This is a genomic window from Butyrivibrio sp. INlla16 (assembly GCF_900104155.1).
In the GTDB taxonomy this organism is placed as follows: domain Bacteria; phylum Bacillota; class Clostridia; order Lachnospirales; family Lachnospiraceae; genus Butyrivibrio.
On sequence record NZ_FMYB01000006.1, the window covers coordinates 1 to 12,978 of the forward strand.

Consider the following 12,978-nt stretch of genomic DNA (forward strand, 5'->3'; position numbering starts at 1 on the left):
CCGTCCGCCACTAAGATTTAACAAGCTTTGACCGAAGTCTCTGCAGCGTCAAATCTCCGTTCGACTTGCATGTGTTAGGCACGCCGCCAGCGTTCATCCTGAGCCAGGATCGAACTCTCACGTTTAAATCTATTACTTAAACCCTTTCGGGTCTCAGCAATCAAGTTCTCTCTGGCCAGAACATTGCTTGGCTTTGTTCTGTCCGTTTTTACCTAAGTTAGGTTGTTTTGTTCTCTGAATATTCTTTTTGGAATTTTCAGGGTTGCATTACTATTTTATTGTCAAAGTGCTTTGTCTTGGCTTGTCAGCCGCAACTCGTTTACTTTATCATGAGTAGCTGTCTCTGTCAAGAACTTTTTTAATTTTTTTCGAGAATTTTTATAAGTAGTTATCAGCTCTTATATTTTTGCTCTCTCGAAGTGAGCGAAGTTGATTATAGCATCACTCAAACAGGAATGCAACTAATTAATTTTGAAATTGTAAAAGAAATTGCATCGTCGATTTTATAGCCTACTATATGTTGAATGAGCATTACCCACATATATGTTTCCACGGCTCCGAAGGCAGCTCCCATAACCTTATTAGTATTGGTAAGTACCGGGATTTTCTTGGTTCCTTTTGTGCCATTTGCTATTCCCTGGATGACCCTATATATAGTAATTACAATTGCAAGCTGAATTATTGTTTTTAATATATGAAGATTTTCCCCATGGATTAGTTTGCCGATCGCACCCGCAGAGAGTGAAAATATCACAAATCCCGTGGCGAGGCCGGCTATTTCAATCAGTTCTGCGACGAAGCCATACTTGTAGCCGTAGGCTATGCGCCACATTAGTATTATTAAAACCGCAAGTGATACAATCACCTGCGGCATTGAGATAAATTCTAAGATGTTCATGTTGTCAGCCTTTACTTAAGTTCAAGAGTTTCGATGGCCTTCTCGGTTACGAGGAGGAACTTGCTTCTGACAGTTGTAGGGATCATGACTTTGACTGCTCGGTCGAAGTTACCTCTGAATTTCTCGGTTCCCTTCATATCATATAGTATGTACTCATTTTCCCCGTAAACGACGATCTGATCGTTCTCGAAGAGTACGTCTACATATTCGGTGTCGAAATATATGGTGGTCTCGAGAGCTCCGGTCTCGCCGTAGATCTGGAGTCTGTATGCGCCCTGGTCTGTGTTGTTCATGAAGACTATTCCGACATGTGACTCGCTGTAGAATACCGATCTTATTTCTTCATCACCTGTCAGGCTCTCGGTCTGACTTGTCGGTATCTCTTTTCCTGAGAAGAACATGATTCTGTCGTCAGCAACAGCAAAGATCTTGGAGTTGTTCATGAACTGTACGTAGGGAACGACCACATCCGGGTATTCGTATCCGCTGGCGTAGTTGCCGGAAAGGTTTTGTCCGACTTCTCCGAAATTGAAGAACGCAACGCTGGTCTTGATTTTGCCGCTATCAGCTTTCAGATAAGATACGCAGACGAGCTCGCCGCTTGGTGAAATCGAAATGTCCGTGGGGTAGCCGCTGTCCTGCATGGTTGTCTTAAAGCTTGCAAGGGTGTTGCCGCTGGCATCGAAGAGATAAATCCATGTGACGGTTTTATCATCGAGTACTGCTGCCACAACTCCCTGGGAAGCAACACAGAAATCCCTGATGGGAAGGTTGGTGTCGATCTCCCCAAGTGTTCCTGAGGTATTCGCAACGTAGATGTTGTGACCGTTGTAATCGCCGACAGCTACTACGTTTTTGCAGGTGTGAACGGTCGGGTTCTGCATCTGATAAGTCTGATTCCAGAGCTGCTGCCCCTCTCCGTCAAGACAGCTCATGCCGTCCTTACTGTAGGTGAGAATGTTTCCACCGAGGTTTAGCGCCTTGGCTCCGGATGCATCAGTCAGTTTTACCGAAGATATGATATTCGCTTCCGTGAAATGCTTATCTCTCCAGCTTACATACAATGCTCCCACCAGGAGAGCCGCAATTGCGATGATAACTACGGTCCTTATGAAAACCGCGATTCTGTGGTTTCGGATTTTTTCCTGATAGGATGGTCCGACGCTTTCGTAGTCGTCATCGGAATCCAGTGCGTCGTCGTCCGAATCCCAGGCGTAATCATCGTTTAGCGCGGCAAAGGGATTGTCATCCTCATCCTTTCCCTTGCCATTTCTACGCTGAAGTTTCTTTATGTATTTGGTGAAATCCTTGACTTCTGCCATTTGTTACTCTTTTCTGGTATTTAGATAAAGCGATAGACTGTGATGGAGTCATACTCGCGCTCAGGTCCGAAAACCGCATCCGGGAAGTTGCTGTGATGGATTGCGTCGGGATGAATCTGAGTCTCTAAGCAGAAGCCATCTCTTTTGCCGTAATCGGCGCCGTCTTTTCCTCCCTTGGCTTCAAGGAAGTTGCCTGCATAGAACTGGAATGCAGGGAGTGTTGTTGAGCACTGCATTGTGATGCCGCTGTCGGGGCACTTAACTGTAGCAAAGGTTCTTCTGGTGCCGTCTGCGCCATCGATAATAAAGTTGTGGTCGTAGCCGCCGCCAAGAGCTATCTGATCGTTGTCGGCGTCGATCTCAAGACCTATAGCTTTCTCTTTTCTGAAATCAAAAGGTGTACCCTCAACATCTGCGATCTCGCCTGTGGGGATGAGACCCTCTCCGACGGTTGTGGTCTTGCTGGAATTGAACTGTGCAACGTGGTCCGTGATCTTGCCTGAGCCCTGTCCGCGAAGGTTGAAGTAGCAGTGGTTTGTGACGTTGATCATGGTCTTAGCATCACTTGTTGCATGGTAATGAAGTGTGAGAGAGTTGTCCTCACCAAGTGTATAAGTAACGGAGAAGAATCTGTTTCCGGAAAATCCGAGATCTCCGTCATCCGCTTTTAATGTGAACTTAACGCTGTCGTCTGTCTCCTCGGCTTCCCAGACTCTCTTATGAAAACCGTTGTCAAAATCGCTGTGAAGGTTGTTAGGTCCATCGTTCACAGGCATTTCGAATTTCTTTCCGTCGATTTCGTAGCTTGCGCCGCCGACTCTGTTCGCAACAGGGCCTACAACAACGCCCAGGAAGCAGGAGTTGTCGAAGTACTTCTCCGGATCATCGAATCCGAGAACCACATCTCTTTTCTCGCCGTCCTTGTCCTTTACAAAGATGTTGCGGATGGTAGCGCCGTAGTTCAAAAGGCAAACCTCCATTCCCTGGCTGTTTGTCATATGATAACCGTAAATAGGTGCGCCGTCTTTTGTTTCCCCAAGAAATTCTCTTTTTACACTCATGTTTTTCCTCCGTTTCCCCTTATGCCCCTCATCCGGCACTTCGTGCCACCTGTCTTCGCTCCGCTTCGGTCCGCGCTGAACCGACGTCCCCCGGACGTCGAGCGCCCCCCAAGGGGAAGGCTAGATAAACAGTTCATGCCGCCCCAAGGGGAAGGCAAGGGTTAATCTCTGCTTAATTTTTACAGTTCGGTTCTGCCCTCAAGAGCTCTGAGCAGTGTGACTTCATCTATATATTCAAGGTCGCCGCCGACGGGAACGCCGCTGGCGATTCTTGTAACCTTGATGCCGGTGGGCTTTATGAGCTTGCTTATGTACATGCCCGTGGTCTCACCTTCAAGGCTTGAATTCGTTGCGATAATTACTTCTTTTACTTCATCTGTCTGGAGTCTCTGGACAAGCTCTTTTAGCTTGATGTCGCCGGGGCCGATTCCCAGCATGGGTGAAATGGCGCCGTGAAGTACATGGTAGACTCCTTCGTATTTTCCTGTCTTTTCATAGGCCGCAAGGTCTCTGGCGTTCTCGACCACCATGATTGTGCTGTGGTCGCGCTTTTCATTAGCACAGATGGGGCAGATCTCTCCGTCGGTCAGGGTGCAGCATTTGCTGCAGTAGTGCACGTTCTCCCTCGCATCGGTGAGGGAATTCGCAAGGCGCTGAACTCTGTCCTTGGGAAGTCCTATGATATAAAAAGCCAGTCTCTGAGCCGATTTGCCGCCAATCCCGGGAAGGGATGACAGTTCATCGATCAGTCTGTTGATATGTCCGCTGTATAGATCCATTAAAACAAAATTCCTCCGAGGCGTAGCCTGTATTAGAACGGAAGTCCTCCGAGACCTCCGAGGCCGCCGGTCATTTTGCCCATAAGGTCGCCCTGAGCCTTCTCAGCCTGCTCCATTGCCTCATTAACTGCTGCAAGTATCATGTCCTGAAGCATCTCAACGTCATCGGGATCAACTGCGTCCTGTGCAATTGTGATTGCTGTAAGCTTCTTATTACCTGTAACTGTTGCTTCAACGGCTCCGCCGCCTGCACTTGCCTTAAATTCCTTGGTCTCGAGCTCCTTCTGGCTCTCCTCCATCTGGCGCTGCATGCGCTGCGCCTGTTTCATAAGATTATTCATGTTGCCGGGCATTCCTCCCGGAAATCCTCCACGTTTTGCCATTTGTATTTCCTCCTAATGTGTTGGGTTTTGTTTGCCGATTTTTTCGGTTTTGGTATATCTTTTTCACTTGCTTTTTCTTGAAGGCTAGGTGATTTGTAAATGAAAGGCGATTTTTTTCATTTTGGTATACCTTTTTCACTTATTTTTCCATGAAAACAGGATGGTTTGTAAATAAAAGGCGGTATTTACCATTTTGGTATACATATTTTTAGAATTTATGGGTACCAAAATATCAAAAAAAGCTGTTTATTTACAAATGCCTGTATTTTATGCTGAAAAAGCTTCCAAAATGGGTACCAAAATTCAAAAAATGGCTCTATATTTACAAAATTCGCTTTCCTCATGGAAACAATCTAAAAGTGAAGTTCTTACTAAGCCGATATTGTCAGTCGTCATCAGTATCTTTCTCTTCGAAAGCGCTCTCATCGTCCATGGCCTGCTGATGCATATCGTAGGCTACGCTCTCCATTGCAGCTGCAGCGTAATATTCGTCCTCGCTAAGGCCGGAAATGATGTCGCCGCCGGAATCCTCAAAAGTGTCTGCTTCTTCCTGACCGGATAATTGTGACTCTGCGTCAGCATTATTAGTTTGCAGCTCTTCGCTAGCAACAGCTGCCTGAGGCTCTGCACTTGTATCAGCTACTTGAGTCTCAGAATTATCGCTACTCAAGAGCTCATCAGAATTAGCTGGCGAAACCTCAATCTCTGAAGAATCAGAATGTTCGGCATCATCTGTCTGCTCGGAAGCTGTCTCGTTAGCATCAGTCTGCTCAGAGGTTGTTTCCATCTCCGGAACAACAGGCATGTTGACTTCGTCCTCAATTTCGATGTCGAAGTGGATGTCGTTCAGGCTGACGTATTGCTCGTTTACGGGTTTGTCGCGTGTTGTGAAGCGGACTTCAAAGTCCACATGTTTGCCGATGGACTCGTCAAGGATTGCGGATAGTTCCTCTCGGCCTTCGCCGTCGTTGTACTTGGCCGCTTTTTCCTTGGTGTCGAGGACTATGAAAAGCTTGCCATCCTCGCCCTGGCTAAGCAGTGCCTTGGTCATGAAGGCTCTCATGGGCATTCCCATCCGGTTGAGTATGCGATTCCAGTTGTTGACAACTTTCTTCACATCCTCTGCAACTGCGGCTTCGAGCATCTTGGCTCTGTCCTTGGAAGTGGCTGTACTTCCTGCGTCGGCGCCGCCTGCTCCCGCACCACCGGCTCCGTTAAAACCCGGGCCGTTACCTCCGTCACCACCTGCTACATTAACTGCTATCTGTCCGCTCTGGATTCCGCCGAGAACGCCGTCAAGCTGCTCGCTCTTTTGCTCGAGAATTCTGATTCTGTCGATGAGCGCGTCGGTGTCCTCGTCCATCTGCGGTTTACAGAGGCGTATCAGTGCCACCTCTATTAGAATACGTTTTGCGGCGGCAAATCGCAAGTTCTGCGAGAGTTCCGAGAACACGCGAATGTATCGCATTATGGTGTCGATGTCGGAGCTTTGCGCCAGCTCTTTTAACGAATTCAGGTTGTCAGTGGACATGTCCACCGCGTCCTCCATGTTGTCGGAGGTGCTGACCAGCATGAGGTTTCGCAGGTACCAGATAAAATCGCTGACGAACTGTGTCAGCTCGCGTCCCTGGATTACGATATCCGATAGGAGGTTCAGAGCTCCCGTCACGTCCTGGACGATGAGATATGAAAACAGTTTTCCGAAAATAGCGGTGTCCACTGCGCCGAGCACGCCGAGCACCCTGTCGTAGGTGAGCTCCTCGCCGTAGTTGAAGGCGATGCACTGATCAAGGAGACTCAGCGAGTCACGCATGGAGCCGTCAGCGGCCTTCGCGATATAACGAAGCGCGCGGTCCTCGACCTGTACGCCTTCCTTGTCCACTACCTCGCGGAGTCTGTCCGCTATGGTGTCGATCGTGATTCTGTGAAAATCATAGCGCTGGCATCTCGACAAAATGGTGATCGGGATCTTCTGCACTTCAGTGGTCGCAAGAATGAAAATCACATAGGATGGGGGCTCCTCAAGGCTCTTTAAAAGTGCGTTGAAAGCGCCGGTCGAGAGCATGTGGACCTCGTCTATGATATATACTTTGTATTTGCCAACGGTGGGTGAATATGAGATCTCGTCAATGATCTCGCGGATGTTGTCTACGCCGTTGTTGGATGCAGCATCGATCTCGATGACATTACCCATCGCTGCACCGGACTCAATCGCTTTGCAGGTGGGACACTCGCCGCAGGGGCTTCCGTCCTTCGGACTTTCGCAGTTGACTGCTCTTGCGAGAATCTTCGCCACCGAGGTTTTACCGGTTCCTCTGGTTCCGCAGAACAGATACGCGTGTCCGATCCTGTCGGATTTTATCTGATTTTTCAGCGTAGTCACTATATGATCCTGTCCTTTGACGTCGTCGAAGACAGGCGGTCTGAATTTTCTATATAAAGCTACGTATGCCATTAAAATCCCCATTTGTCCGGGCAGCTCTTTGAGGTATGTTTAACGCCCCAGGCTGTTAGTAAGCCTATAAAATCTGCTCGGCCTTTTCATACTCTAATCATCTAATTATACTCAATTAGAGGCGCATCAACAATAGTTTATTGACTTAGGAAAAGAGGGCTCGTATAATAAAAAAGCGCGCTGATGCACGCTGTAGGTTATCCTGACGGATGTCGGGATCTTATAAAATTTGGAGTCGTATCAAAGTGGTCGTAATGAGGCGCACTCGAAATGCGTTTGTCCTTCGGGGCACGAGGGTTCGAATCCCTCCGACTCCGCTATGAAAGAAAAGCTTCGAAAGCCGGTTGGCTTCGAAGCTTTTTTGTTAGAGGTCGTATTTGATTTTGTCGTCGACGGTAATGTCTGTGCCGAGCTGGACTTCGATGAGCTGAAGTTCTTCGTTGCTGTCGTTCTTGATGGTGTGTTTCTGGCCGGCCTTCATGTTAACGACATCTCCGGGGCGAACGGTCTGCTCTTCGCCGTCGATGATGGTCTTACCGACACCGCGGACGATGCTCCATACTTCGTCGCGTCTCTCATGGCTGTGGTAATTCATTGAGTGGCCAGGGTTAAGTGTAACCTTGATGGTCATGGAGTCCTTCTCAACATCAAGGACGCGGTAGCTTCCCCAGGACTTCTCAGCGAACATGATGGGCTGCTCGATTTTCTCGACATAGGGCTTGATGTGTGAGCTCTGCTCCTTGTCGGATACAAGGATTCCGTCGGGTGATGCAGCAACAATCGCGCTCTTTAATCCCATAACAACTATCGGGATGTTCATGTCATTGATTACATGGACGCCTTCGCATTTTTCATTGAGATATGCCTTGCCGATGACGTTCTCTTCCATAGCCTCGGTGAGGGTGTTCCAGGTTCCGAGGTCCTTCCAGAGGCCTCCGAAACGCATTACGCTAATCTTGGATTCCTTCTCTACAACTGCATAGTCGAAGGATATTTTTTCAAGAGTAGCATATTTATCAAAGAGGTCCTGATAATCCTTGAAGTCAATGATCTCATGAGCCTTCTCAAGAAGGTATGAGAGTTTGTATGCGAAAATTCCACCGTTCCAGAGCGCACCCTTTGAGATGTAGTCCTTTGCTGTTTCTACGTCGGGTTTCTCCTTGAAGGATACAACTTTTGATACGTCTCTCTTGTTCTCAGGGATGATGTAGCCGTACTTCTCAGAAGGATAGGTGGGATCGATGCCAAGTAGTGTTAAGTTGGCGTCGCCGGTCTCTGCGAGCTTCGAGAGTTTCTCGAGCGTAAGGAAGTATTCTTTGTCAACGTACGGGTCAACCGGGCATACCACTACGGCTTCATCAAGAGCTACCTTCTGTACATCGTGAAGGTATGCGCTTGCCAGAGCAATTGCAGGGAATGTGTCACGTCTGCAAGGCTCTATTGAGATGCCGACGTTCTCTCCAAGCTGGTTGTGAATTGCCGAAACCTGGGTTTTGCTGGTTGCTATGGTTATATTGGCAGCGGGATCGACTTCAACGATCTGGCGGAAAACGCGCTGGACCATGGATTCGTAGTCGCCGCTGTTGTCTTTAAATATTTTTATAAATTGTTTCGATCTTACATCGTTTGAAAGTGGCCAAAGGCGCTGGCCCGAGCCACCTGATAAAAGAATTATGTTCATTAAGTGTTGCCTTTCCGTTATTCTACGGTGACGCTCTTGGCGAGGTTGCGGGGCTTGTCGACGTCAAGGCCCTTGGCAACGCTGATGTAGTAGCCGAGGAGCTGGAGCGGGATGACTGCGAGGGATGCAGCGAAGTGTTCATCAATCTTGGGAACGTAGGCTGCGAAATTCACAGTGTCCTCGATCTCGTAGTGGCCGTAGGTTGTAAGTCCCATGAGGTATGCGCCTCTTGCCTTACACTCAACCATGTTGCTGATGGTCTTCTCGTAAAGGTCGTTCTGGGTGAGGACGCCGATAACAAGGATTCCGTCCTCAATAAGGCTGATGGTGCCGTGCTTAAGTTCGCCTGCAGCGTAGGCCTCAGAGTGGATGTAGGAGATTTCCTTCATCTTAAGACTTCCTTCCAGGGATACAGCGTAGTCGATGCCGCGTCCCACGAAGAAGACATCCTTAGCATTTGCGTATTTTGCCGCGAACCACTGAAGTCTTTCTTTATCCTCGAGGACTTTCTGTATCTTCTCGGGAATAGTTTTCATCTCAGCAATGTAGTTTGCGTATGCTTTATTGTCTATGTTCTCTCTTACAAATCCAAAGTGAACTGCAAGGGCGTAGCAGGCAACGAGCTGAGCGCTGTATGCCTTGGTTGTAGCAACAGATATCTCTGGTCCTGCAAGGGTGTAGAGGACATGATCAGCCTCTCTTGCAATTGAAGAGCCAACAACGTTAACGATTCCGAGGGTTGCAACGCCCTGGTTTTTCGCCTCACGAAGAGCCGCAAGGGTATCAGCAGTCTCACCGGACTGGGAGATAACGATTACGAGGTCATTTTTATCAAGTAGAGGCTTCCTGTATCTGAATTCTGAAGCGAGCTCCACGCGAACGGGAACTTTAGCAAGATCTTCAAATATGTACTGCGACGCCATACCTACATGCCATGCAGAACCGCAAGCTACGACGAAAATCTGTCTTAAGGATTTGATCTTTTCATCGCTGATGCCGCACTCTGTGAGGTCGATCTTTTTACCCTTGATAACGGAGCTGAGAGTATCCTCAACTGCCTTGGGCTGCTCGTGGATCTCCTTCATCATGAAGTGCTCATAGCCGCCCTTCTCTGCTGCCTCGGCATCCCACTTGATCTCAACCTTTTCCTTCTGGATCTCGTCGCCATCGAGGTTGTAGAAATGAGCCTCTCCTTTTCCAAGGCGGGCCATCTCCTGGTTGCCGATGTAGTATACGTTTCTGGTGTATTTCAAAATTGCGGGAACATCAGATGCAACGTAAGTAGCGCCATCCGCAATACCGATTACCATGGGTGAATCCTTGCGGGCAACCCACACCTCATCCGGATAATCCTTGAACATGAGGGCAAGGGCGTATGAACCACGGACACGAACCATGGTCTTTGCAATCGCATCGATGGGTCCGATGTTGTACTTTTTGTAGTAGTAATCAACGAGCTTTACGGCAACTTCGGTATCTGTCTGTGAGTAAAACTCATAGTCGTGGCGCATGAGCTTTTCTTTAAGCTCCTGATAATTCTCGATAATTCCGTTATGAACGCCGACAACGTTGGCCTCTTCGACTGTGGTTCCATGCTCAAACTGATTCGCTGAAACATGGGGATGCGCGTTGTTCTCTGAAGGCTCACCGTGGGTAGCCCATCTTGTGTGGCCGATTCCGATAGTTCCTGCAAGTGATGCACCGTCATTGGTCTTCTCAGAGAGGACTTTCAGTCTGCCCTTGGCCTTAACGACTTTGACTTTGCCGTCAGTGCCTCTTACAGCAAGTCCCGCGGAGTCATATCCGCGATACTCGAGCTTGGAGAGTCCATCAAGAAGAATGGGTGCTGCCTGCTTTTTTCCTACATATCCTACTATTCCGCACATATATTATTTCCTTTTCTAAGATGTTGTTTGCAACGTTTATTAAAAGAGCTGCGCTCTTTTTGTCTATTCAACCATTATATTCATTTTGGGGAAAAGGGCAAGTTAAACTGTTTGACGGCGGTCACGGATGAGAAGTATGGCGCCGAGTGCCATGAAGATGAAGGTCATGATCAGGGCTGTGTATGCAAGGTAGCCGACACGGATCTCTTCCGTTCTGGTGAAGTGGGGTTTTGCGATTGTGATCTCGACACCCGGGGTGGATGAGTAGATGTTGATCTCAGCGGTCTGCGGGTGGTTTACTCCGTCGAAGACGAGGTCGCCTTCCACCATGTTTTTGCCTTCCTTTATGTCTGTTGTAAAGGAGCAGGATGAGAGGTCGTAGCCGGGAGCGGAGAGGTCAGCTGTGACCTTAGCTTCGGTTTCTCCCTCTAGAATTGCTCTGTATTTTACATGGAAGCTCTGGCCCGACATGAGGGATACTGGGGCGTGGAGTACGATGCTGTCCTTGACGGCGGCCTTGAAGCTGTGGTTTCCGTAAGGAATGGTTTCAAGCTCCACCCCGGTCCTGTAGTCAGTTATTATCATGCTCTCATTGTTTCGAATCGGTGCTCTGTTGCTGGCTGCGAGGCTGAATGCCACCAGGCTTAGATACCCAAATAAAAAGTAGAGAGCCATTCTGAATTTTCGTTTCTTTAATAATTTCATACCGTTTTTTCCTCTTAACCATTATGCCTTAAAATCAAGTTTTTGTCAGCGCATCGAAGCGCTCCTTCAAAATGGCTGCTGAAAGGCCCGGTGACAGGCGCTCTCTGATGTGTTTTGCCGCTGCTTCTTTTTTATGGTTGTAAAAATCTGTGTCGTCGTGAAGTCTTCTGATGAACTGCGCGGCGGTATGGACGTCGGGGTCCGCCCAGTGATTTCCTTTGTGGTAAGGAGGTGTCTCCTTCTCGATGGGGATTATTTTCACCGGAACCATACAGCAGGCGTCCTCTGACATGAACTCTGCGTTGGCTGACCAGTTGGTTGCAACTGTGGGAGTTCCGAGGAACATGGCCTCTGCCATGACAAGTCCGAAGCCCTCCGAGCGGTGGAGCGAGATATGGGCATCCGCGCACTTTATAAGGCTGTTGAATTCTTCCTTGCTAAAGCTGTCCGTTAAAATGTACACATTTTCATAGCCCTCCATGAGCTTGTGGAAATGCGCCATCTCCGCTTCTCCTGCGTGCGTCGCCTTGATGATGATGCCGACATCCGGAAGTTCTGTGGGAAAAGCTTCTTTATATGCTGCTATCGCGGCCTCAGGATTTTTGCGGTCGGAATTGCTTAGTCCGTCGTAGGACATAAGATAAAGGAATTTATCCTTCGGAATGCCAAAGTAGTCCCTGTCGCATTTTTCCAAAGTGGCGGGTTCTCTCATGGCATAAGGAAGCGTGTGCACAGGTTTGTCAGTAACCGTTCTGATCGCGTCCGCAACAAAAGCAGAGGGCGCCCAGATTTCATCGAACATCCTGATCTGATATACCCATTCCGGCGGAAACTCGGGAAGTTCCCAGAGCCAGAAGGCGATGTTGTATCTATTATCAAAAAGGCTCCTGTCACTATGTAATGTGAATCTCACGATTCCATTGGGATTTATGTGAATGAGATTGACGTTATATTTTAATTCCTCCGACTCGTACTCAGCGTAGGAGGTGTTTGTTTCGCTCGCATTTTTATTCTGAAAAGTATTCTTAATTGTAAAGGGTATTCCGGAGGTCTTGATAGTCTCAGCCACAAGGCGGCAGCTCTCACCAAGTCCGAAATCTCCCCTGGCATGGCCGATAAGATTAATTCCATCCGGATAGGTTTTGAAATTGGTTTCCGTCCTTTTTATCTTTGGATAATTGATTCTGAAAATCAGACCGCGCACATGTTCGCGGAAGATATACGGAAAAAGTTTTTTAATTATTTTTCTTAGCAAAGTATCTCACACCTTTTCTCTATAAGTTCTGTCAGCGCTTTCTTGTAATCATCAGGAAGTATCACGTTTACCGGAAGAAGATCATACGCCGGAGACAGGCCGAATTTTCTTGAGCCCGGCTTATCTTCGATAAGTGAAAAATTCTTAAGATGCATATCGGAATTACCGGTTACGAAACAGAAAAGAAGTCTGTAATACAGCTCTGCCATATCAAGGCCAACATTTTTGGAATATCTGGAGATCACCTTGCCGCACTGCTCATAAGAGCTCTTGTACTTATCGCTTGTAAGTCTCCCTGACAGCTGACAAAAGTCCTCCATTGCGAGCAGCATTTTTGTGGAATCAGTGGATTTCCCCGCATTTACCCGATCAGCGCGTTTTGTAATATGAACTATCTCCACCGACTCTGCGTCGGAAGAGATTTCTGTTATGCCGCAGAGCGGCATGAACCTTTGGGATGCTTAGTGCATCCCAAAGAACAGGGCATGTCCACTATGCCTCTATCCCATTGGGTTACCTTTGGGAATACTTTTCTTAAGATATTTGCAGCTCC

The 12,978-nt window shown here is 48.0% G+C and carries 10 protein-coding genes, 1 tRNA gene, 1 rRNA gene and 1 pseudogene; 1 reads left to right on the forward strand and 12 read right to left on the reverse strand.

Annotation, left to right across the window (positions count from 1 at the left end):
- From BLR42_RS04265 to dnaX, 7 genes and pseudogenes are all read right to left on the reverse strand, one after another.
- Positions 1-125 (reverse strand): 16S ribosomal RNA (locus tag BLR42_RS04265); the annotation flags it as partial.
- A 320-nt stretch (positions 126-445) separates the two neighbouring features.
- The gene (locus tag BLR42_RS04270; protein WP_091866929.1) at positions 446-898 is read right to left on the reverse strand and encodes a CvpA family protein; all 453 of its coding nucleotides are present in this window, start codon (positions 896-898) and stop codon (positions 446-448) included.
- Between the two features lie 11 nt (positions 899-909).
- Positions 910-2,220: a DUF5711 family protein gene (locus BLR42_RS04275; RefSeq protein WP_091866932.1), complete on the reverse strand. Its 1,311-nt coding sequence runs from the start codon at positions 2,218-2,220 to the stop codon at positions 910-912.
- Positions 2,221-2,240: 20 nt separating this feature from the next.
- Positions 2,241-3,281, reverse strand: a complete 1,041-nt coding sequence (locus tag BLR42_RS04280; RefSeq protein ID WP_091866934.1) for an aldose epimerase family protein — start codon at positions 3,279-3,281, stop codon at positions 2,241-2,243.
- 179 nt (positions 3,282-3,460) lie between these two features.
- Positions 3,461-4,060 (reverse strand): recombination mediator RecR, encoded by a 600-nt coding sequence (gene recR, locus BLR42_RS04285; protein WP_022761038.1) that lies wholly within the window; start codon positions 4,058-4,060, stop codon positions 3,461-3,463.
- 32 nt (positions 4,061-4,092) lie between these two features.
- Positions 4,093-4,443: a YbaB/EbfC family nucleoid-associated protein gene (locus BLR42_RS04290; RefSeq protein ID WP_022761037.1), complete on the reverse strand. Its 351-nt coding sequence runs from the start codon at positions 4,441-4,443 to the stop codon at positions 4,093-4,095.
- Positions 4,444-5,257: 814 nt separating this feature from the next.
- Positions 5,258-6,898: pseudogene (gene dnaX, locus BLR42_RS04295) on the reverse strand (DNA polymerase III subunit gamma/tau); the annotation flags it as partial.
- Between the two features lie 231 nt (positions 6,899-7,129).
- Between dnaX and BLR42_RS04300 the strand changes: the two are divergent.
- Positions 7,130-7,215: transfer RNA gene (locus BLR42_RS04300), tRNA-Ser, on the forward strand.
- A 47-nt stretch (positions 7,216-7,262) separates the two neighbouring features.
- Here the strand turns inward: BLR42_RS04300 and BLR42_RS04305 are convergent.
- The 5 genes from BLR42_RS04305 to BLR42_RS04325 form a co-directional block, all read right to left on the reverse strand.
- A complete protein-coding gene (locus BLR42_RS04305; RefSeq protein WP_091866938.1) occupies positions 7,263-8,579 on the reverse strand; it encodes a sugar phosphate nucleotidyltransferase in 1,317 nt (438 codons plus the stop codon).
- Between the two features lie 17 nt (positions 8,580-8,596).
- A complete protein-coding gene (gene glmS, locus BLR42_RS04310; protein WP_091866941.1) occupies positions 8,597-10,465 on the reverse strand; it encodes a glutamine--fructose-6-phosphate transaminase (isomerizing) in 1,869 nt (622 codons plus the stop codon).
- Between the two features lie 102 nt (positions 10,466-10,567).
- Positions 10,568-11,170 (reverse strand): hypothetical protein, encoded by a 603-nt coding sequence (locus BLR42_RS04315; protein WP_091866943.1) that lies wholly within the window; start codon positions 11,168-11,170, stop codon positions 10,568-10,570.
- Positions 11,171-11,204: 34 nt separating this feature from the next.
- Positions 11,205-12,425, reverse strand: a complete 1,221-nt coding sequence (locus BLR42_RS04320; protein ID WP_091866945.1) for a glycosyltransferase — start codon at positions 12,423-12,425, stop codon at positions 11,205-11,207.
- Complete coding sequence (locus BLR42_RS04325; protein ID WP_091866948.1) at positions 12,419-12,871, reverse strand: HipA domain-containing protein; 453 nt, start codon at positions 12,869-12,871, stop codon at positions 12,419-12,421. Before BLR42_RS04325 ends, BLR42_RS04320 begins: the two co-directional genes overlap by 7 nt.
- Between the last annotated feature and the right edge of the window lie 107 nt (positions 12,872-12,978).

Excerpts from the sequence above, each read along its gene's own strand:
- BLR42_RS04290 (WP_022761037.1), bottom strand. The coding sequence starts at position 4,443 with ATGGCAAAACGTGGAGGATTTCCGGGAGGAATGCCCGGCAACATGAAT.
- BLR42_RS04325 (WP_091866948.1), bottom strand. The coding sequence starts at position 12,871 with ATGCCGCTCTGCGGCATAACAGAAATCTCTTCCGACGCAGAGTCGGTG.
- BLR42_RS04315 (WP_091866943.1), bottom strand. The coding sequence starts at position 11,170 with ATGAAATTATTAAAGAAACGAAAATTCAGAATGGCTCTCTACTTTTTA.
- glmS (WP_091866941.1), bottom strand. The coding sequence starts at position 10,465 with ATGTGCGGAATAGTAGGATATGTAGGAAAAAAGCAGGCAGCACCCATT.
- BLR42_RS04275 (WP_091866932.1), bottom strand. The coding sequence starts at position 2,220 with ATGGCAGAAGTCAAGGATTTCACCAAATACATAAAGAAACTTCAGCGT.
- recR (WP_022761038.1), bottom strand. The coding sequence starts at position 4,060 with ATGGATCTATACAGCGGACATATCAACAGACTGATCGATGAACTGTCA.
- BLR42_RS04280 (WP_091866934.1), bottom strand. The coding sequence starts at position 3,281 with ATGAGTGTAAAAAGAGAATTTCTTGGGGAAACAAAAGACGGCGCACCT.
- BLR42_RS04270 (WP_091866929.1), bottom strand. The coding sequence starts at position 898 with ATGAACATCTTAGAATTTATCTCAATGCCGCAGGTGATTGTATCACTT.
- BLR42_RS04305 (WP_091866938.1), bottom strand. The coding sequence starts at position 8,579 with ATGAACATAATTCTTTTATCAGGTGGCTCGGGCCAGCGCCTTTGGCCA.